18 protein-coding genes are annotated in these 20,670 nt (G+C 69.2%); 16 read left to right on the top strand and 2 right to left on the bottom strand.

The window, feature by feature from the left end; translation table 11 throughout:
- On the top strand, positions 1-284 hold a 284-nt coding region (locus GXY47_04695; protein NLV30435.1), incomplete at its 5' end, for a hypothetical protein.
- A gap of 63 nt (positions 285-347) precedes the next feature.
- Here the strand turns inward: GXY47_04695 and GXY47_04690 are convergent.
- Both GXY47_04690 and GXY47_04685 read right to left on the bottom strand, forming a co-directional pair.
- Positions 348-1,682: a sigma-54-dependent Fis family transcriptional regulator gene (locus tag GXY47_04690; protein NLV30434.1), complete on the bottom strand. Its 1,335-nt coding sequence runs from the start codon at positions 1,680-1,682 to the stop codon at positions 348-350.
- A gap of 82 nt (positions 1,683-1,764) precedes the next feature.
- Positions 1,765-2,838, bottom strand: a complete 1,074-nt coding sequence (locus tag GXY47_04685; GenBank protein ID NLV30433.1) for an FAD-binding oxidoreductase — start codon at positions 2,836-2,838, stop codon at positions 1,765-1,767.
- A gap of 193 nt (positions 2,839-3,031) precedes the next feature.
- On the opposite strand from GXY47_04685, the gene GXY47_04680 reads away from it, so the two are divergent.
- From GXY47_04680 to GXY47_04610, 15 genes are all read left to right on the top strand, one after another.
- Positions 3,032-3,844, top strand: coding sequence for a hypothetical protein (locus GXY47_04680; protein ID NLV30432.1), 813 nt, complete (start codon positions 3,032-3,034; stop codon positions 3,842-3,844).
- Positions 3,822-4,373 carry a DUF4416 family protein gene (locus GXY47_04675; GenBank protein NLV30431.1) on the top strand — a complete coding sequence of 184 codons (552 nt, stop codon included), beginning with the start codon at positions 3,822-3,824 and terminating at the stop codon, positions 4,371-4,373. Before GXY47_04680 ends, GXY47_04675 begins: the two co-directional genes overlap by 23 nt.
- Positions 4,374-4,470: 97 nt before the next feature.
- Positions 4,471-5,073: a cytochrome c3 family protein gene (locus GXY47_04670; GenBank protein ID NLV30430.1), complete on the top strand. Its 603-nt coding sequence runs from the start codon at positions 4,471-4,473 to the stop codon at positions 5,071-5,073.
- Between the two features lie 31 nt (positions 5,074-5,104).
- Positions 5,105-8,077: a 4Fe-4S dicluster domain-containing protein gene (locus GXY47_04665; GenBank protein NLV30429.1), complete on the top strand. Its 2,973-nt coding sequence runs from the start codon at positions 5,105-5,107 to the stop codon at positions 8,075-8,077.
- Entirely contained in the window at positions 8,074-9,474 is a 1,401-nt protein-coding gene (gene nrfD, locus GXY47_04660; GenBank protein ID NLV30428.1) for a polysulfide reductase NrfD, read from the top strand. Before GXY47_04665 ends, nrfD begins: the two co-directional genes overlap by 4 nt.
- Positions 9,471-10,619 carry a DUF3341 domain-containing protein gene (locus tag GXY47_04655; protein ID NLV30427.1) on the top strand — a complete coding sequence of 383 codons (1,149 nt, stop codon included), beginning with the start codon at positions 9,471-9,473 and terminating at the stop codon, positions 10,617-10,619. The genes nrfD and GXY47_04655 overlap by 4 nt, the downstream gene beginning before the upstream one ends.
- Positions 10,620-10,636: 17 nt before the next feature.
- Positions 10,637-11,758: a quinol:cytochrome C oxidoreductase gene (locus tag GXY47_04650; protein NLV30426.1), complete on the top strand. Its 1,122-nt coding sequence runs from the start codon at positions 10,637-10,639 to the stop codon at positions 11,756-11,758.
- Positions 11,755-12,687 (top strand): cytochrome c, encoded by a 933-nt coding sequence (locus GXY47_04645; protein ID NLV30425.1) that lies wholly within the window; start codon positions 11,755-11,757, stop codon positions 12,685-12,687. The genes GXY47_04650 and GXY47_04645 overlap by 4 nt, the downstream gene beginning before the upstream one ends.
- Before the next feature lie 19 nt (positions 12,688-12,706).
- Positions 12,707-13,510, top strand: a complete 804-nt coding sequence (locus tag GXY47_04640) for an SCO family protein (protein NLV30424.1) — start codon at positions 12,707-12,709, stop codon at positions 13,508-13,510.
- A 30-nt stretch (positions 13,511-13,540) separates the two neighbouring features.
- A complete protein-coding gene (locus tag GXY47_04635) occupies positions 13,541-15,136 on the top strand; it encodes a cytochrome c oxidase subunit I (GenBank protein ID NLV30423.1) in 1,596 nt (531 codons plus the stop codon).
- A complete protein-coding gene (locus GXY47_04630; GenBank protein ID NLV30422.1) occupies positions 15,133-15,750 on the top strand; it encodes a cytochrome c oxidase subunit 3 family protein in 618 nt (205 codons plus the stop codon). The genes GXY47_04635 and GXY47_04630 overlap by 4 nt, the downstream gene beginning before the upstream one ends.
- A 9-nt stretch (positions 15,751-15,759) precedes the next feature.
- Positions 15,760-16,050 (top strand): cytochrome C oxidase subunit IV family protein, encoded by a 291-nt coding sequence (locus tag GXY47_04625; protein ID NLV30421.1) that lies wholly within the window; start codon positions 15,760-15,762, stop codon positions 16,048-16,050.
- 4 nt (positions 16,051-16,054) lie between these two features.
- Positions 16,055-17,008: a cytochrome c oxidase subunit II gene (gene coxB / locus GXY47_04620; protein NLV30420.1), complete on the top strand. Its 954-nt coding sequence runs from the start codon at positions 16,055-16,057 to the stop codon at positions 17,006-17,008.
- Positions 17,009-17,494: 486 nt separating this feature from the next.
- Entirely contained in the window at positions 17,495-18,805 is a 1,311-nt protein-coding gene (locus tag GXY47_04615; protein ID NLV30419.1) for a TrpB-like pyridoxal phosphate-dependent enzyme, read from the top strand.
- A 54-nt stretch (positions 18,806-18,859) separates the two neighbouring features.
- On the top strand, positions 18,860-20,656 hold the full coding sequence (locus GXY47_04610) for a TonB-dependent receptor (protein ID NLV30418.1): 1,797 nt from the start codon (positions 18,860-18,862) through the stop codon (positions 20,654-20,656).
- Positions 20,657-20,670 lie beyond the last annotated feature (14 nt).

The following is a 20,670-nucleotide window of genomic DNA, read 5'->3' as shown; positions in this document are numbered from 1 at the left end:
GCAACTTCCTGCCCAACTCGCTCGCCGGCCCCGGCCGGTGGAGCCTGGACATGGCGATGGGCAAATCGATCGAGTTCATGGAAGGGAAGAGGATCGACCTGCGCGTCGACGCGCAGAACATCTTCAATCACCCGACTCCGTCGAACAGCTCGATGCAGTGGAACGCCCGCTTCACCTCCATCGGCAACCCGGACTTCGGTCTCAACAGCATCAACCCGTTGGGTTACCTGTCGACCAAGGGCGGGCACCGGACGTTCCAGGCCAAGATCCGGATCAGCTTCTAGCTTTCGGGCTGAACTGAAAGTGTAAACCAGGGGGGCTTCATGCAGGCGCATGAAGCCCCCCTCCTACTTTTCAGGGCACGGTATCCGGTACTTCCCCATCTTCTCGCGCAGGGTCTTCCGGTGGATCCCCAGGTACCCGGCCGCCCGGGTGCGGTTCCCCCCGAAGCGATCGAGGGCGGCGAGGATCTCGCCCCGCTCCACCCGTGCCAGGCGGCCCTCCGGGGCGCCCGGTTCGGGGGTTTCCGGGGGGATGTCCGCCGGCTGCAGGGTCGCGGCGGGAGAGGCCTCCAGCGCGTGCTCGAGCAGGCGGATCAGTTCCCGCACATTGCCCGGCCAGGCGCGCCGCGCGAGCAGATCCAGGGCGGCGCTCGAAAGCGCGCGCGGTCCGCGCCCCTTTTCCCCGGACCGGGTGCGGAGGACGTAATCGGCCAGCGCGGGGATGTCCGCCGGGCGGTCGCGCAGCGGCGGCACCGCGATATGGACGCCCCGGAGCCTCTCGTGGAGCTCTCCGAGGAACGTTCCTTTCCTTACCGCCGGCTGGAGATCGCCCCGCGCGGAGGCGATGAGGCGCACATCGGCCCGGCCGACGCTCCCGGCGCCCGCGCGTTCGCCTTCCATGATGAAGCGCAGCAGGTTCCGCTGCAGCGCCAGGCCGAGACCGGTGATGCCGCCCAGGAAAAGGGTGCCCCCCTCGGCCAGCTCGACCCTTCCCGGGCCGCGTTCCCGCGCGGTGGAAAGGGTTCCGGCGCCGAACACTCCGCTTTCGAAGACGCCTTCCGCGGGTGCGGCGCAATCGACCTTGACGAAGCGGCGGCTGGAGCGGCGGCTCATGCGGTGGATGGTCCGGGCGACCACCTCCTTGCCGACTCCCGGCTCCCCCGTGATCAGCACCGCGGCGTCTCCCGCCGCCGCCTTCTGGATGAGGCGGATGACGGGGGCCATGGCCGGGGAACGCGCGATCAGGGCGGGCAGGGGCGGTTCGCGCTCGAGTTCCCGGCCGATGCAGGCGTCTTCCAGGGCCCGGCGGGAGGAGCGGACCGCCCGGTCCACCGCCGCCGTCACCGTCTCGGGGTCCAGGGGTTCCGGAAGGTAATCGAAGGCCCCCGCCTTGATGGCCGCGACCGCCGCGGGGAAGGACGGCTGCCCGGCGAGGACGATGACGGGGAGGCGGGGCGATTCCGTGCGCAGGTTCGCGAGCGTTTCGAGCCCCGCGGGGCCCGGGAGTCTCAGCCCGAGCAGGGCGGCGTCGAACGATTCCCGGCGCAGGCGGTCCAGGGCGCGGGCCGGGTCTTCGGCGGCCACGGCCCGGTACCCGGCGGCCTCGAGCGCCCTGCGGCAGAGGGTCGAGGCGGCGCCCGCGGCGCCGATGATGAGAACCTTCCCGCTGATGTCGGGCATCCGCTCTCCGCGATGAGGCGTTTCGCCGTGCTCTTTTTTCCGTTATCCTAACCCGTCCGGCGCATTCGTCAATCGCAAATCGTCAGCCGAGCAGCCTCGCGGGAGCCAGCGCCGGCGCGGCCGGGTGGGCGCTCCCCCCCTCGGCGATCCATTCCGCCGCCAGGCGGCCGATGACGGGGGCGCAGGTGATGCCGTGCCCGCCGAGCCCGGCGACCCAGAAGAGCCCCTCGAGGCGCGGATCGGCGCCGATGACGAAGAGGTCGTCAGGCACGAAGGTACGCATTCCCGCCCAGGAGCGGGCGATCCGGGCGTCCGCCAGCCCCGGGAGCCAGCGGGCGGCCTTGACCGCGGTCTTTTCCAGTTCGGCGGGATCGCTGACCTCCCCCTGTTCGGGCGCCACCTTCACCGCGTCGCACCCGCACAGAAGGAGCCCGCCGCTTTCCGGCCGGAAATAGAACTCCTCCCCCACGATCCAGACGACGGGCCAGTGGGGATCGACCTCCGGGAGGGGCGAGGTCACCATCAGGTGCCGGCGGTAGGGGGCGAACGGAAGCGCATAGGGGCCGAAGGTGTCCGCGGCCGCCGCCCACCCGCCGTTGGCGACCACGACCTTGTCCGCCTCGAGGAATCCCTCGCTGGTTTCCACTCCCGCGAGCCGGCCGTCCGCCACCCGCAGGCCCAGGAATTCACGCCCCAGGAGGAGTTCGGCCCCGTTGCGGGAGGCGCCGCGGAGGAAGCCCTGCAGGATGGCGTGCACGTCGAGCACCCCGTCGTCGGCCTTGTGGGTCACGTGCGTGAGCCCCGGTGCCAGGATGGGGATCCGGCCGTACATCACGGAGGGGTCGACCGGCGCCTGCCCGTTTTCGGGATTCGCTTCGCACCACGACCGGAGCGTCGCCGCGTGGTTCGGGCCGGCGGCCAGGTAGACCCCCACCTTTTCGACCAGCGGTTCGGTAGAAAAGCCCGCAGGCGGGTCGAGGTAAAACCGAGCGGAGGTGCAGGCGATCCGGTTCAGCAGCGGTGCGGGGATCATCGTGCGCAGGATGGCGGCGTTGCGGCCGGTCGACTGGGTCCCGGCGATCTTCTCCTTCTCGAGCAGGCGGATGTGGCGCCGGCCCCTCCGGGCCAGGAAGTAGGCGGTCGCGGCACCCGCCATGCCGGCTCCGATAATCACAATGCGGTCATTGCTCATCAGGGACTCCCACTGTCAGTTTTCCCGTCCGGCGCGACCGGCGCCGCCTATCCCGGAATCGGGCATAATACCACCGGCGGGGAAACGCGTAAACTCCGGGAATGAAACCTTCAGGCATTTCCGTGGCGGCCGGCATTCGGGCTGATACAATAGCGGTATGGATGTTCTGAAGGAGTTTCTGCGGCATTTCGGCATAGCGGGGGACGGGCGGCCGCGGCGGGTCCTGGGGGAGACGACCGCCGCCTTTGCCCGGCTCCCCTATGAAAACATCACCAAGATCCTCAAGCACGCCGCATGCGGGACTCCTGAAGAGGCGCGGCGCTCGCCTGCGGAGGTGCTGGCCGACCACCGGGCCTGGGGGGCCGGCGGCACCTGCTTCGCGCTGACGTCGACCCTTCTCCGCCTGGTGCGCGCCCTCGGCTGGCGGGCGGAGGCGATCCTGGCCGACCGTCCCTACGGACCCGACACCCACTGCGCCCTCGTCGTATGGATCGAAGGCGTGCCGCACCTGCTCGACCCGGGGTACCTGATCGTCGATCCCCTCCCGCTCGAGCCGGGCGGGGACCGCGCTTTCACGACGGGGAGGGGGCGCCTGGTCCTCTCGCCCGACCCCGCGGGGGAGCGGATCGGACTCGGCACGATCCGGGGCGGCACGCGGACCCATCGGCTGACGTACAAGCGCGTGCCCGTGGACCGCGCGCGGTTTCACCGGGCCTGGGACGCCTCCTTCGGATGGGAGATGATGCGCTACCCCCTGCTCGTTCGCGCGACGGAGTCCGGGCATGTCTACGTGCGCGGGTCGATGCTGCAGGTCACCCGCGGCGAAGCGACCGAGCGCAGCCGCGTGCCGGAGGGGGAGTGGGCCGCCCGCGTCGCCGCGGAGTTCCGGATGGCGCCGGCGCTGCTTGCCCGCGCGCTTTCCATTCTCGGGGAACGGGGGGGAGCCGATGGCACGGCCGCGCGACGTTGACCCGGTCAAGCTTTTCGTCGCCGTCCTATGGGCGGGCGAGGAGGCGCTCGGCGCGGCGCTCGAGCGTTTGCGCGCCCTGTGGGGGGGTACCGACTTCATCGGGGCGGACCGGCCTTTCGATCTGACCGACTACTACGAACCGGAGATGGGGCCGGGCCTCAAGCGCCGCCTGGTGTCGTTCGAACCGCTGGTTCCCCCCGGCCGGCTGGTCCGGGCCAAGCACGAGTCCAGCGCCGTCGAGGAGGAACTGGCCGCGGGGAAGGGGCGGCGGGTGAACCTGGACGCGGGCTACCTCGATCACCACAAGATCGTCCTGGCCAGCTTCAAGGGGGCGGGGCAGAAGATCTACCTCGGCGACGGCGTCTGGGCCGACCTGACCGCCCGCTACCGCGCCGGCCGCTACCACCCCTTCGAATGGACCTTCCCAGATTTCAGCGACGGGCGCTACGACGGGGACCTCGCGGAGATCCGCGCCCTCTACCGCCGGCAGCTGGCGGCGGTGCGGCGCCTGCGCCCATCTCCGCCTTGACAGGGCGTGACGCCCGATGGAACAATGGGACTGCAGCGCCGGGAATGCGGATCCCGGCATCGTTTGTGTTCTGTCTTGAACCTGGAAAATTCACCGGATGAACTTCCTGCGCGGATCGGGCAAGGAGATTTTCAACCTATCCAGATTCGTTCTGCCCGTGGGGCTCGTGTCGGTGCTCGGGGTCTCCCTGGGGGTCGGCTGGGTCACGCAGCCGGACCGGCTCGCGCGGGGGTATCAGCCGGAGCAGCCCGTGGCCTATTCCCACCTGCTGCATGCCGGGAGTCTCAGGATCCCCTGCCGGTACTGCCACACGGGGGCGGCCAAATCGAGGGTGGCCGGGATCCCGCCGGTCGAGAAGTGCCTGAACTGCCACCGGGTGACGCGCACCGAAGCGCCCGACATCCGCAGGATCCACACCGTCTACGATAGAGGGGAGCCCCTCCACTGGGCGCGGGTCCACGCGCTCCCCGATCATGTCTTTTTCGACCACCGGCCGCACGTGAACGGAGGGGTCGCGTGCCAGACGTGCCACGGGGAGGTGGAGTCGATGCAGCTCGTGCGGCAGGTCATGTCGATGCGGATGTCGAACTGCCTGGCGTGCCATCGCGACCCGGAGGGGGCGCGGGATCCGCGGGAGGCGATCGTCGCCGAGAGCGGTTTCGCACAAGGTCCGGAGCACTGCGCCGCCTGCCACCGCTAGCGCGGGCGTCGGGGTTTCATCGGGGGGTGGGGTGAAAGAGGCATACACGCACGACCGGACACCGGCGCCGGAAGCCTGGGACCCGCTGGAGGGGCTCGACGCCATTTCGCGCCGGCGTTTCCTGGCGCTCCTGGCCGCCTCGGCCGCCCTCCTGCCGGGCGTTTCCTGTTCGAGGGCCGACCGGGGGAGCGTCGTTCCGTATACCCGGACCCCGGGGGAGATCGTCCCGGGGGTTCCCGTCTTCTATTCGAGCACCTTCCAGGAAGGGACCACGGCGCAGGCGCTCACCATCCGCACCCGGGAAGGGAGGCCCATCCATCTCGAGCCGAACCCCCTTTCCCCCGCGCCCGGGTGGCAGGCGGGATTGCGGGCGATGGGGGACCTGCTGGGGCTCTACGACCCCGACCGGCTGCGGGCCCCCTCCCGCCTGGGAATTCCGGCAACCCGGGAAGAGGCGCTCGGGGCGCTCGGGTCCGCCTTCGAGGACGCGCGCCTTCACGACAGGCCGGTCCTCCTGCTGACCGGGGCCGTCATCTCCCCCACCCTGAGGGGACTCCTCGACGATCTCGGCTTCGCCCTCCCCGGCCTCCGGCACGCGGCGTGGGAACCGTGCCGGGCAGGGGCGGAGGCGGGCGCCTTCGGGGCCCTCTACGGCAGGCCCCTGGCCCCCCGCATCCGCGTGGAGCGTGCCGACGTCATCCTGGCGCTCGAGGCCGATTTCCTGGGGGCGGACCCCGGCTCCGCCGAGCATGTCCGAGCCTTCGCCCGGCGCCGCGCCCCCGCCCCGCACGGGGAGGGGATGAACCGCCTCTGGGCCCTGGAGGGGGCGATGACGCTGACGGGGGCCAATGCCGACGAGCGCCGGCGGATGCGGCCGACCCGGATGGCGCGCCTGGTCTTCACCCTCATCCGCCTGCTCCACGAGGCGCACGCGTTCCCGCTCCCCGGGGGGCTCGAGCCGGGAGACCTCGAACCCTTCGGCCCGGAGACGGCCCCCCCGCGCCTCGGCCTGGCGGCGCCGGACCTCGGGCGCCTGGCCGCGGACCTGGCCCGGTCCGGGGCGTCGTCGCTGGCGATTGCGGGCCCCGCCCTCCCCCGGGAGGCGCACGTGGCCTGTCATCTCCTGAACCTCATGCTGGGGGGGGCGGGGCGCACGGTGGAGCTCCGTCCCGCCCCCGGGGGGCTGATCGGGCTCGGGCAGCTCCGGGAACTGCTCGAGGAGGCGGCGGCGGGGAAGTTCGCGGCGGCCGTTTTCTGGGGCGCCAACCCCGCCTACGCCTTCCCCGACACCGAGCTCTGGAAGCGGGCGGTCGCCCGCGTTCCGGCCACCTTCCGGATCGGCCTGTACGAGGACGAAACCGCGCTGGACTGCACCTGGCGCCTCCCGGAGAGCCACTGGCTGGAGTCGTGGGGCGATTTCGATCCCGTCCCCGGGTTCGTCGGCCTGCGGCAGCCCGTGGTCTCCCCGCTCTACGGCACGCTTCAGGGGGAGGAGATCCTCATGGAGGGCATGCGCCGGATGAAGCTGCCGGTTGCGGAGAGCTGGCAGGAGCGGCTGAAATCGCGCTGGCTCCTCGAGCAGTTCCCCCTGGGAAGCCCGGCGTCCTTCGAATCGTTCTGGAATGCGGCGCTCGGCGAAGGGGGCGTCGGGAGGAAGCCGGAACCCTTCGATCCGCCCGCGGCGGACGCGGCGGAGATCCGGAGGGCGGCGGCCGCGGCGGAACGGTCCCTTCCGGACGGCGGGGAGGAAATGGAACTGGTCCTCTCCCCGGGGACGGGGGTGTATGACGGCCGCTACGGCAACAACGGCTGGCTGCAGGAACTGCCCGACCCGGTCACCAAGGTGACCTGGGGAAACCCGGTCCTCCTTTCCGCCGAGGATGCGGACCGGCTTCGGCTCAAGGAGGGGGCGCTCGTGGAGCTCTCCTCGGGCGGCGCCGCGCTCGAGGCCCCGGTCATCGTCCAGCCGGGGCAGGCCCCGGGGGTCGCTTCCATCGCTTTGGGCTACGGCCGGCGCACGGGGAGCGTGGCCGCCGGGATCGGGGTCAACGCGTTCCGCCTGACCGATTCCCGGTCCGGGGCTCCCTGCCTGGTCCCCGCGATCCGCATCCTCCCGGCGGGGAAGCGGAAAAGGGGCGCCGTCATCCGCCGGCAGACGCACCCGCGCATGGAGCCGAGGAGCCCCGTGCGGTCCTGGACCCTGGCCGAATTCGCCGCCGGGGCGGGCCGGGCGGGACACCACGGTGAGGCCCACGCCACGGCGTCGCTGATCCCGAAGCGCGACTACCCGGGGCGGAAGTGGGGCATGGCCATCGATCTCTCCGCCTGCGTCGGCTGCAGCGCCTGCGTCGTCGCCTGCCAGAGCGAAAACAACGTGCCGGTGGTCGGCCCGGAGCAGGTGGCGCTCGGCCGGGACATGCAGTGGCTCCGTATCGACCGCTACTACCAGGGGGACCCGAAAACCCCCCGGGTGCTCCACCAGCCGATGTTGTGCCAGCAGTGCGAAAACGCCCCCTGCGAGATCGTCTGCCCCGTCAACGCGACGACCCACAGTCCCGACGGGCTGAACCAGATGGCGTACAACCGGTGCGTGGGCACGCGCTACTGCTCCAACAACTGCCCCTTCAAGGTCCGGCGCTTCAATTTCTTCGACTACACCTCGATGAAGAGGGAGCCGGAAACCCTGGTGCACAACCCGGAGGTCACGGTCCGTCCGCGGGGGGTGATGGAAAAATGCACCTTCTGCGTGCAGCGGATCCAGGAGGCGAAGCAGCGGGCGAAGGGGGAGGGGCGCCCCCTGGCCGACGGCGATATCCGTCCCGCCTGCGCCGCCGCCTGCCCCGCCTCCGCCATCGTGTTCGGCGACCTCAACGACCCCGGAAGCGGGGTCTCGCGCCTCGCGGCGTCCGGGCGCGGCTACCGGCTGCTCGAGGACCTGGGGATCGGGCCCAAGGTGACCTACCTGGCGGATTTGAGCAACCCTGCCGGGAAGGGGGAATCATGACGGGACCGGCGGCGGGCGCGCGCGCGTCGATCCTGGAGTCCCTGAAGCCCCCCCCGGTGCTCGAGGGCCCGGTCCGCATCGGGGACCTCGACGACCAGCTGCTCACCCCCGTGGGCCGGCGCCCCCCGCTTGCCTGGTTCATCGCCTTCGGCGTCACCTCGACGGCGGCGCTCCTGGGGATCGTCCTCATCCTCTACACGATCGCCACCGGGATCGGGGTCTGGGGGAACAACATCCCGGTCGCCTGGGCGTTCGACATCATCAATTTCGTGTTCTGGGTCGGGATCGGCCACGCCGGCACCCTGATATCGGCCATCCTCCTCCTCTTCCGCGCCCGCTGGCGCAACTCGATTTCGCGCTTCGCCGAGGCGATGACGATCTTCGCGGTGATCTGCGCCACCCTCTTCCCCCTCATCCACGTGGGGCGGCCGTGGCTCGCGTTCTGGCTCGCCCCCTACCCCAACCAGCGCGGGATGTGGCCCAACTTCCGCTCCCCCCTCCTCTGGGACGTTTTCGCCGTCAACACCTACTTCCTCATCTCCCTCCTCTTCTGGTACATCGGCCTCATCCCCGACCTGGCCTCGCTCCGGGACCGGACCGCGCCCGGCGTCCGCCGCTTCGTCTATTCCGTGCTCTCCCTCGGGTGGCGCGGGGCTTCCTCGCACTGGCACCATTACGAGCGGGCCTACCTCGTCATCGCCGGCCTGGCCACCGGCCTGGTCCTCTCCGTGCACAGCGTGGTTTCCTTCGATTTCGCCGTTTCCCTGGTGCCCGGCTGGCACATGACCATCTTCCCCCCCTATTTCGTGGCGGGCGCCGTCTTCGCCGGCTTCGCCATGGTGGTCATGGCCATGGTCGTGGTGCGCTCCACCATGCACCTCGAGCACCTCATCACCGCCTACCACCTCGACATGATGAACCGGGTGATCCTCACCTGCTCCTGCCTGATGGGGTACGCCTACCTCCTCGAGGGGTTCACCGCCTGGTACAGCATGAACCCGAGCATCCATCACACCTTCAGGCAGTACATCGGCGGGACCTACGGCCTGGCGGGCTGGATCACCATCGCCTGCAACGTCGCCATCCCCCAGCTCCTCTGGCTGCGCCGGTTCCGCCGCAGCATCCCGGGGATGGTCTTCGTCTCCCTGGCGGTGACCGTCGGGATGTGGTTCGAGCGCTTCGTCATCATCGTCAGCTCGCTGCACCAGGACTTCCTCTCCTCCTCGTGGCACGTCTACCGCCCGACGCTGGTGGACTACGGCATCCTCGTGGGGTCGTTCGGCCTCTTCTTCACCCTGGTGCTGCTGTTTGCCCGGGTGCTCCCCGTGATCGCCACCACGGAGATGAAAATGGTTCTGCCCGGGGCCCAGCCCCGTTCCGGGAAGGAGGAGCGATGAATCCCGCGCAGGGGCCCTTCTCGGTCCTGGGCCTGTTCGACACCCCCGACGCGCTCCTCGAGGCGATCGGGAAGGTGAAGGGGAGGACGGGCCACCGCCTGGAGGCCTACACCCCCTACCCCGTGCACGGCCTCGACCGGGCGCTGGGCTACCGGAAATCCCCGATCGGGGGGATGGTGTTCGTCATGGGCCTCATCGGGGCGCTTTCGGCCCTGGTGCTCGAGCTCTGGACCAGCGGGCGGGACTACCCGCTGGTGACGGCGGGCAAGCCGGTGTTTTCCTGGGAGGCCTTCGTCCCGATCCTGTTCGAGATCACCGTCCTGTTCGCCGCCCTCACCGCGGGACTGGGGATGCTGCTGCTGCTCAACCGCCTGCCCGGGCTCGGACACCCCATGCTCCGCTCGAGGTCGATGGCGCTCTTGACCCGGGACCGGTTCGGCCTGGCGGTGGAATCGGCCGGGGAACCGCTCGACGCGCAGGCGCTCGCCCTCCTCCTCGAGGAGGCGGGGGCCGCGGCGGTCGAGGTGGTGGAGCGCCCTCCCGCGCCCGGTCCCGCTTCCCCGAAACTCCTGGCGGCCACGCTCGGGGCCATCCTCCTGGCGTGCCTCGCCGCGGCGGGGACGACCTACTGGGGGATCAAGCTCTTTCCCCGCCTGATCCCCATGGTGCACATGCTCGATCAGCCGCGGCTCGACCCGCAGTCGGGGAACCCGTTTTTTGCGGACGGTTCCGGTATGCGGCCCCCGGTGGCGGGCACCGTCAGCCAGGGGGCGCCTCCCGGGCCGCTCCCGAACGAGGAGGAGGCCTCGCGGCTGGTGAACCCGCTGCCGGGGAGCGCCGCGGTCTTCCGGCGGGGACGCGCGGTCTACGACACCCACTGCGCCGTATGCCACGGCCTCCTGGGGAACGGGGAGGGTTTCCTCACGGACGCTTACGGGGCCAGTCCGACCCGTCTCACGGCCGGGGCCGGGCGGGAACTCTCCGACGGCGCGATCTATCACGTCATCGTCACCGGCAAGAACGCCATGCCCCCCTACTCGTCCGATCTCGCCGAGGAGGAGCGCTGGGCGGCGGTGCATTATGTCCGGGTGCTCGAGCGGGCGCTCAACGCGCTCGACACCGATTTCGAGGGGGGGGCGCGGTGAGGGGGGACTCCAGACAGGTGACGATGACGGCGGCCGCCCTGGGGCTCGCGGGGGTGGCCGCGGCCTTCTTCCTCTGCGAGCGGGAGCGGTTCTGGATCAACTGGGTCCTCTGGTTCCTGTTCCTGCTCACGACGGGGCTCGGGAGCCTCTTCCTGGTGGCCCTGGAGCACGTGGTGGGGGCGCGCTGGAGCGTGCCGCTGCGGCGGGTGCCGGAGACGATCGCGGGCCTGGTCCCGCCGATGGGGGGGGCGGCGCTCGTGGGCCTGCTCTCGCTCGGGACCCTCTACCCCTGGGCGTCGGCCGAGGGGCTCCGCGATCCCCTGGTCGCGGGGAAGAGCGCGTGGCTCAACGAACCGTTTTTCGCCCTCCGGGTCGCGGCCTGCGTCCTCCTCTGGACGGTCTCCTACGCGGTCCTGGTGCGCGGGTCGCGGCGTCAGGACAAGACGGGGGACCCCAGGTTCAACCGCCGCGCCCGCCGCTTCGCCCCCCTCTTCATGGTGATCCTGGGGCTCACCGTCACGGTGACGGCCTTCGACTGGATCTCGAGCCTCGAGCCGGTGTGGTACAGCGACATCTTCGGGGTGTATGTCTTCGCCGGCGCCTTCCTCGCCGGGCTGGCGGCCACCACCCTCTTCACCCTTCACCTGAGGGAGGTGGGGCGGCTCGCCGGCGTCGGGCCGGACCACCTTCACAATCTCGGCGGGTTCCTCTTCGCCTTCACGGTGTTCTGGGCCTACATCGGCTTCGCGCAGTACCTGCTCATGTGGTACGCCAACATCCCCGAGGAGGTCTTCTGGTACGGGGAACGCCTCCACGGCGCCTGGGGGGGGATGCTGCTGGCCCTGGCGCTGCTCCATTTCCTGGTGCCGTTCCTGGTCCTGATCCCGCGTGACGCCAAGAGCCGTCCCCGGCTCCTCTTCGGGGTTTCGCTCCTCATGCTGGCCATGCACTGGCTCGACCTCTACTGGATGCTCTTCCCCTCCGTCGCGGGGGCGCCTCTTTTCGGCTGGCCCGAACTTGCCTTCGCCCTGCTCTTTCTCTCCGGGGGGGTCTGGCGGGTGCGCCGCCTGATGGGGCGCGGCGAGGCGATGCCGGTCGGCGACCCCTTCCTGCGCGAAGGCCTGGAGTTCCGGCTATGATCGAGCGATACCTGGACCGGGAGGAACTCCGGCGGCTGCTCGCGGCCCTGGCCGTCGTGCTGGCGGGGCTGTCGGTGGCCGCGCTCTTCGCCATCCTCGTCGTGCCCGGGATGCGCAGCGCCGCCAAACCCGCGACCGAGGCGGCGGTGCGTCCGGTCGCCGGAAATTCGGGCTGGCTCGATCCCACCGAATTCCCCCCGGCCCGGGGGAGGGTCATCCCCCCCGTCGATCCCGACTCCCTGATGGAGCCGACGCCCGAACTGCGCGCGCGCGGAGAGGAGCTCTACGCCGCCCAATGCGTCACCTGTCACGGCCCGCGCGGGGAGGGGGACGGGCCGGCCGCCGGAACGATGAACCCGCGCCCGCGCAACCTCGCGGGGTCGGAAGGTTGGGTCCACGGACGTCATCTTCCCGGCCTTTTCCGGACGCTGGAGGAGGGGATCCCGAAGACGTCGATGACGCCCTACGATTTCCTCTCCCGGAAGGACCGCATGGCCCTTGCCCACCATGTCCTGGCGCTCGGAGGCGCGCCGGCCGAACCGGCCGACCCCGCGGCGGTCGAGGCGCTCGGGGGGGCGCTCGCCTCGGCGGGGGAGCGGGTGCCGAACCGGATCCCGGTCAGCCTGGCGATGGCGCGGCTTGAGGCCGAATTCGGGGCTGCGGAGGGCGGGAACCCGCCGATCGACCTTTCGGTCCCCGGGGGGGAGCTCCTCGGGCGGGTGGTGGCCGACCCGTCCCGGGCTTCCCTGGTCCTCGCGCGCTCCGACCGGTGGCGGGGGAGCGAGGCCGATCTCGCGGAGTTTCTGCTCCCCGGGGTTCCGGGCAACGGGTTTGCGCCCCGCCTGGCCACTCTGACGACGGAGGAGTGGGAGCGCCTCCACCGGGAACTGCTGCGACGGCTCGCGTCCGGGCCGGGGGGTGTGAAATAATGGAGGAGGGGGGGACGGGATGAGGAAGACGGCGGTGTTGCTGGTGCCGTGCCTGCTGTGGATGCTGAGCGTCCCGGCCGGTCGCGGCCAGGTGGAGGAGGGGGGCGAGGTCGGCATCGACGAGAAGCTCGGCGCCCTCGTCGCCCTGGACGTGCCGCTCCGGGACGAAAGCGGCGCGGAGGTCACGCTCGGGCAGTTCGTCGGGCGGCCGGTGATCCTGATCTTCAACTATTTCAGCTGTCCCGGGATCTGTCCCACGATGCTCAACAACATGGTCAGCGTGGTGAACCGGCTCGAGGCGGAGCCGGGGAAGGATTACGACATCGTCGCCGTCAGCTTCGACCCCGCCGATACCCCCGCGCTGGCACGCGAGAAGAAGGCCAACTACCTGAACCGGATGCGCCGCCCTTTCCCCCCGGGAGCCTGGCGCTTCCTGACCGGCACGGGCGGGAACACCCGGAAGGTGGCCGATTCGGCCGGTTACCGATACCTGCGGCAGGGGGAGATGTTCGCCCACCCGGGCGCCATCATCCTGCTGACGCCCGACGGTGTCATCAGCCGCTATATCTACGGCACCAGCTATGTCCCGGCGGACGTGGAGATGGCCATAAGGGAAGCGGCCGGCGGGCGGGTGCGCCCGACCATTTCCCGGGTGCTGGCTTTCTGCTACACCTACGATCCCGAGGGGCGGACCTACGTCCTCAGCGTGACGCGCCTGGCGGGGGGCATCATCCTCCTCCTCGCCGCGCTGTTCGTCGTCCTGATCCTCCGGCGGTCCAGGAGGGGGAAGCGCTCCGCTTCCCGGGGCGGAGACTCTGAATGAGGGCGGGAAACGACCGCAGAGAGGCCTGAGATGTCGAACTATCTGGATACGGGCGGGCGCGGGGGGATCGCGGGCTGGGTCCTTTCCACCGACCACAAGAGGATCGGGATTCTGTACCTGGCCACCATGACGGGCCTCTTCTTCGTCGCCGTCGTCATCGGGGTGCTCATGCGGGTGGAGCAGCTGGTGCTCGACCCGCCGCTCTTCGCGCCGCAGGTGTACAACGCCTTCTTCACGGTCCACGGCGTCATCATGATCTTCATGTTCGTCCTGCCGGGGCTCGGGGCCGTGTTCGGGAACTTTTTCCTCCCCATCATGATCGGCGCCCGCGACGTCTCCTTCCCGCGCCTGAACCTGATGTCGTGGTACGCCTTCGTCGCCGGCACCGTCATCGTCTTCGTCTCCCTTTTCACGGGGGACGGGGCCCCCGACACCGGGTGGACGTTCTACGTCCCCTTCAGCGTCCGCACCGGCACGAACGTCACCCTGGGGCTTTTCGGCGTCTTCATGCTGGGGTTCAGCTCGATCCTGACCGGGCTCAATTTCATCACCACCATCCACCGGCTGAGGGCCCCGGGGATGACGTGGCACCGGATGCCCCTGTTCGCCTGGTCGCTGTACGGGACCGCCTGGGTCCAGCTCCTGGCCACCCCCATCGTCGGCATCACCCTGCTGCTCGTCATCGCCGAGCGGGTGTTCGGCATCGGCGTGTTCGACCCGGCCAAGGGGGGGGATCCGATCCTGTACCAGCACCTGTTCTGGACCTATTCCCACCCGGCGGTCTACATCATGATCCTCCCCGCCATGGGGGCCATCACCGAAATCCTCCCCACCTTCGCCCACCGCACGGTCTTCGGCTACCGGGCCATCGCCTGGTCCTCGATGGCGATCGCGTTCCTGGGCTCGCTGGTCTGGGGCCACCACATGTTCACGAGCGGGATGTCGGAGCAGGCCAACCTCCTCTTTTCCCTCTTCACCTTCCTCGTGGCCGTGCCGAGCGCCATCAAGGTCTTCAACTGGACCTCCACCCTCTACAAGGGGGCCATCGAGGTCCGGCCCCCGATGCTGTACGCGCTGACGTTCGTGTTCCTCTTCGCCATCGGCGGGCTGACGGGGCTGATGCAGGGGGCCCTGGCGGTGAACGTCCACCTGCACGACACCTATTTCATCGTCGGCCATTTCCATTACGTGATGTTCGGGGGGACGGGCATCGCCTTCTTCGCCGCGCTCCTCTACTGGTTCCCCAAGATGTTCGGGAGGACCTACAACGAGAGGATCGCAAACCTCGCCTGGGCCCCCATCTTCGTCGGCTTCAACCTCCTCTATTTCGGCATGCTGGTGCTGGGGTACATGGGGATGCCGCGGCGCTATTTCACCCACCTGCCGCAGTACCACACGGGCCACGTCCTCGCGAGCGTGGGGGGCTTCATCCTGGCGGCGGGGCTGGTGCTTTTCTTCGCCAACCTGGTCGCGGCGCTCCGGAGGGGGAAGAGGGCTGAAGCCAACCCGTGGGGGGGCGTGACGCTCGAGTGGCGCATCGCCTCCCCCCCGCCGGCGGAGAATTTCGACGTCATCCCCGAGATCCGGGGGCGCCCCTACCGCTTCAACCCGGAGGTTTCCGAATGACCACGGCCGCGGCGGCCCATGGCGGGCATGTGGACCACGAAGGCGCCAGGTTCGGGATGTGGCTCTTTCTCTTCACCGAGATTCTGCTCTTCGGGGGGCTCTTCATCCTCTATTCCGCCTACCGGGCGCGCTACCCGAACGAATTCCACGAGGCGGGCGGCCACCTCGACGCCGTGCTCGGCGTCGCGAACACCGTCGTCCTGCTGACGAGCAGCCTCACGATGGCCGTCGCGATCACGGCCCTTCGGAAGGGGCGGCGGCGCGGGGCACTGGCGAGCCTCGCCGGCACGATCGCGCTGGGAGCCCTCTTCCTCGTCAACAAGTACTTCGAGTGGAGCGGGGAGATCGCGCGGGGATTCTACCCCGATTCCCCCCTGCTGGCCGAAAGGCCCCAGGGGGAGCAGATCTTCTTCGGGCTCTACTACAGCATGACGGGGCTGCACGGGCTCCACGTCATGGCCGGCATCGTGCTGCTGGCCGTCATGCTGGCGCTCGTGCTCCGGAACCGGATCACGGGCGGGGATTACCACAAGCTGGAAAACGCCGGGCTCTACTGGCACCTGGTCGACGTGATCTGGGTGTTTCTGCTGCCCCTGTTCTACCTGGCGGCCTGAGGGGGGAGGATGGACCGGACCGGATCGGAAACCCGCGTCATGCCTTACCGGACCCTGGTGCGCGTCTGGCTCGTGCTCCTCGGCCTGACGGGAGCGCTGGTCGCGGCGGGCACGCTGCTGCCTCCCTCCCTGTCGGTGTGGGCCATGCTGGTGATCACACCGGTCAAGGCGGCGCTGATCTTCTACTTTTTCATGCACCTGAAGTATGAAAAACCGCTGCTGACGGGGCTGGTCTTCGTCACCCTGGGGCTGCTGGTCCTGGTCATCGGGCTGCTCTTTTCCGACCTTCTCTACAGGTGAAGCCATGCCGTTCATTCCACAAGCCTCAAGCGCCGCGGGAAGGGTGGATGCGGTCTTTCTCTTCATCCTCGTGCTCAGCGCGGTCTTCCTCCTCTTCATCACCGCCACCCTCGTCTGGTTCGTCATCCGGTACAACCGGAAGCGCCACCCCCGGGGAGTGGACATCGAGGGGAACGGCTGGCTGGAGTTCGCCTGGACGGCGATCCCGACCCTGATTTTCATCACGATGTTCCTCTACGGGTGGACCAACTACAGCTACATGCGCGAGGTCCCGCGCGACGCCATGGTGATCGAGGTCACGGGGAGGCAGTGGGCGTGGTCCTTCCGGTATCCCAACGGGAAGCGCACCTCCCACCTCCTGCTGGCGGCCGACCGGCCGGTGAAGCTCGAACTCCACTCCCTGGACGTGATTCACGGGTTTTTCATCGCCGCTTTCCGGATCAAGCAGGACGTGGTGCCCGGAAAGGTGAATTACACCTGGTTCGTCCCGACGCAGCTGGGAACCTTCGACATCGAGTGCACCGTCATCTGCGGCGTGAGCCACGCGATCATGAACGCCAAGGCCGTGGTCGTCCCGGTCGAGGACTTCGAAGCCTGGTACTTCGGCGAGGAGGACGACATTCCCGCGCGCTTCCTCAAACCCGCTTCCCCCGCTCCCGCCCCGGCCCCGGACCCGGCCATGGCACTGCTCGAGCGCAAGTCCTGCACCGCCTGTCATTCGGTGGACGGAAGCCCCATGGTCGGCCCCACCCTGAAGGGGATCTACGGCATGGAGGGGACGGTCCTGGACCGGGACGGCCGTGAGCGCACCGTGAGGATCGACGACGATTACCTCAGGCGGGCGATCCTGGACCCTGCCGCCGAGATCACCAGGGGATACCCCCCCGCCATGCCCGAAACCGTGATGACGGAGGACGAACTCCGGCGGATGGTGGACTACATCCGGAATCTGCGGTAATGCCCGTTGCTGACCCGCTGCTTAAAAGAAGAGGGCCCCGGCCTGGCGGCCGGGGCCCCATGTTCGCAGCAGGTTCATCAGGCGGGAACGGTCCTGCGGGGACAGGACCGCCGGTTGAGGGGGTGGGTTGGTTCGCGCTTCCTTCATGGGTCACATGCGTGACCTTCGCGTGGGGATGGTTCCCGTGCCCGGCCCCCCCCCCAGGAAAACCGGACCCGGGAACCGTATCCCCACAACCCTGTCCCGGCGGCGATGGAGCCCTCCGGAACAGTTGTTCTTCCCCGGTCTGCGTTTCCATTACACTCCGGAAGGGGGGGCGGGTTCAATTCGTGCAATTACCCATTTTCGTGATGGTAGAAATACCCAGGCAAGGGACGTAAGGGGCGGCGCGCGGGGGGCTTGGAATCCGGCGCGGCGGCATAATCCCCGCTGACGTCCGGTCCGTCCTGTGTTATGCTCGCAGTTTCCAATGAAGGAGAACGTGTCATGACCGATACCAAGATCACTCTTCCGGAATCCGAGATACCTACGCATTTTTACAATATCCAGGCGGATCTCCCGACTCCGCTGGCCCCGGCGCTGCATCCCGGCACCCGGGAGCCGATCGGCCCCCAGGACCTGGCCCCGATCTTTCCCATGGGCCTGATCCAGCAGGAAGTCACCCTGGAGCCTGCGATCGAGATTCCCGACCAGGTGAGGGACATCTACCGCCTCTACCGTCCGAGCCCGGTCTATCGCGCGCGCGCCCTGGAAGTGGCGCTGGATACCCCGGCGCACATCTACTACAAGTCGGAGCACGTCAGCCCGGTGGGGAGCCACAAGCTCAACACGGCCCTCATGCAGGCCTACGTCAACAAGCAGGAGGGGGTCAAGCGCCTGGCCACCGAGACGGGCGCCGGGCAGTGGGGGTGCGCGCTGGCGTGCGCCTGCAAGCTGATGGGGCTGGAGTGCATGGTCTACATGGTGCGCGTCAGCTACGATCAGAAGCCGTACCGCCGGATCATGGTCAACGCCTACGGTGGGACCATCGTCCCCAGCCCCTCCGAACTGACGGAGGCGGGACGTCAGGCGCTGGCCGAAAGACCCGATTCCCCCGGAAGCCTCGGTCTGGCCATCTCCGAGGCGGTCGAGGACGCCGTCAAGCGGGACGACACCAAGTACGCCCTCGGGAGCGTGCTGAACCATGTCCTGCTCCACCAGACCATCATCGGCCAGGAAGCGATGAAGCAGTTGGAGATGGCGGGGGAATACCCGGATTACGTGATCGGGTGTCACGGGGGGGGGAGCAATTTCGCCGGCCTGGCGTTCCCGTTCCTCAAGGGCCGCCTGAAAGGGACGGAGTCGAAGCTGAGGGTGATCGCCGTGGAGCCGCTCTCCTGCCCCACCCTGACCAAGGGGCCGCGCGAGTACGATTTCGGCGACGTGGCGGGCAACACCCCGCTGATGATGATGCACACGCTGGGGCACAAATTCATCCCCCCCCCGGTTCACGCCGGCGGATTGCGTTACCACGGTTCCGCCCCACTGGTGAGCCACCTGCTGGCCGGGAAGTTCATCGAGGCGGAAGCCTACAACCAGGGGGACTGCTTCGCGAGCGCCCTCCGGTTCGCCCAGTGCGAGGGGACCATCCCCGCGCCCGAAAGCGCCCATGCCATCCATAGCGCCGTCGTGCACGCCCTCGAGGCGCGCGAAGCCGGGGAAAAGAAGGTCATTCTCTTCAACCTCTCCGGGCATGGCCACTTCGACCTGGCGGCCTACGAATCCTACCTTTCCGGCAAGATGGACCTGAAGGCCTGATGTTTCGACCCCGGGATCCGGGCCGCGGCCCGGATCCCGGTTCATCCCCTAGATATGACGTTCCGGTTTCCGGCTGTTGCCGTCCTCTCTACTCTCCTGCTGGCCCCCCCCTTTTTCGATGCCGCCCTGATGGGCGCCGGGAATCTTCCCGACGAAGAGGTGGTGGTGACGGCCAACGCCTCCCCGGTCCCGTTCGGGAACCTGTCGAGGTCGGTGGCCGTGCTGACCCGGGAGGACATCGCCCGTCTCCCGGTCCACTCCATCCCCGACATCCTGGCGCACGCGGGAGCCGATGTCGGCGCCCGCGCCCCCTCCGGCATGCAGGCGGACATCCGGCTGCGTGGATCTTCGTTTTCCCAGGTCCTGGTCCTGGTCGACGGGGTGCGGCTCAACGACTCCCAGACGGGGCACCACAACGCCGACATTCCCGTCCCCATGGAGGATATCGAGCGGATCGAGGTCCTGCTGGGGCCCGGTTCCTCGATTTACGGGGCGGACGCCTTCGGCGGCACCGTGCACATCATCACGCGCGCCCCGGCCCCGGGGGTGCGAGCGGCGGTCGGCGCCGGGGCTCACGGCTTCGCCGAGGGCTCCCTCTCCGCCGGGTTTGAAAAGGGTACGCTCCGGCAGTCCTTCAGCGTCACCGCGGGCCGTTCCTCGGGATTTCGGCACGACCGGGATTTCCGCGCCGTAACGTTCGCCGCGCGTTCACAGATCGGGAAGTCCACGACCCTGGCGGTGTCCCACGCCGACAGGGAATTCGGGGCGGACGGCTTCTACGGGCCGGCCCCTTCCAGGGAATGGACGAACCAGACGCTGGTCTCCCTTTCCCGAAGCCACGGGATCGCCCGGGGCGTCCACGCCGATTTCCGGGGCTGGTACCGGACCCACGGGGACCGGTTCCTGTACGACGTCCGCACCCCCGGCCTTTTCGAGAGCCGGCACCGCACCCATGCCGCGGGAGCCTCGGCCAGGGCCCGGGTGCCGCTGGGCGACGCGGCCGCCCTCACGCTGGGGGGGGAGGCGGGTGCGGACTGGATCGCTTCCGGCACTCTCGGAGACCACTCCTTCTCGAGATCGAGCCTGTCCGCCGAACTCGAGTGGAGCGCGCCGAAGCGGGCGGCGGTCTACCCGGGGATCCGCTTCGATCACTACTCCAACTTCGGTTCCGCGGTGAGCCCCTCCCTGAGCGCCAGCCTGTGGGCCACCCCGCGCATCCGGCTTCGTTCCTCCATCGGCCGCGCGTTCCGGATCCCCACCTTCACCGAACTCCACTACCGCGACCCGAATCACGAGGCCAGCCCCCGGCTCGGGCCCGAACGGGCCTGGTCGGCCGAGCTGGGCGCCGATTTCATCCCCGCCGCGGACTGGCTCGGTTCCCTCACCCTCTTCTCCCGCCGGGAGACCGACGTCATCGACTGGGTCCGCTCGACGCCCGGGGAGAAATGGCGCACCGCCAACATCCGCCGCCTTCGCACCGGGGGGATCGAAATCGGGCTCCGGCATGCCCTGGGCCCGCACGCGGGCCTCGAGACGCGCTACAGCCTGATCGTGTCCGATGCGGGCTCCGTGGATTACGTTTCCAAGTACGTGCTCGACTACGCGCGGCACGGCTGGGTCTCCGCCGCTCATTTCCCCCTCCCGCTCGGGCTTCGTTCCCGGCAGTCGCTCGGCTACAAGCGGCGGGCCGACGGCCGAGGATACTGGATCCTCGACGGTGCGGTGGAGAGGGTGTTCCCCCATTTCATTCTCGGGGTCGAGGGGACCAACCTGCTCGACAACGCCTACCAGGAAATCCGGGGGGTCGACATGCCCGGGCGTTGGCTGGGCATCAGCGTGCGCCCGCGCTGACCCCTCCGCCGCCC

It is taken from the genome of Acidobacteriota bacterium (assembly GCA_012729555.1).
Classification (GTDB): Bacteria; Acidobacteriota; UBA6911; order UBA6911; family UBA6911; genus UBA6911.
The sequence above is the reverse complement of the archived record's forward strand: the minus strand, read 5'-3'. Positions and strand labels throughout refer to the sequence as shown.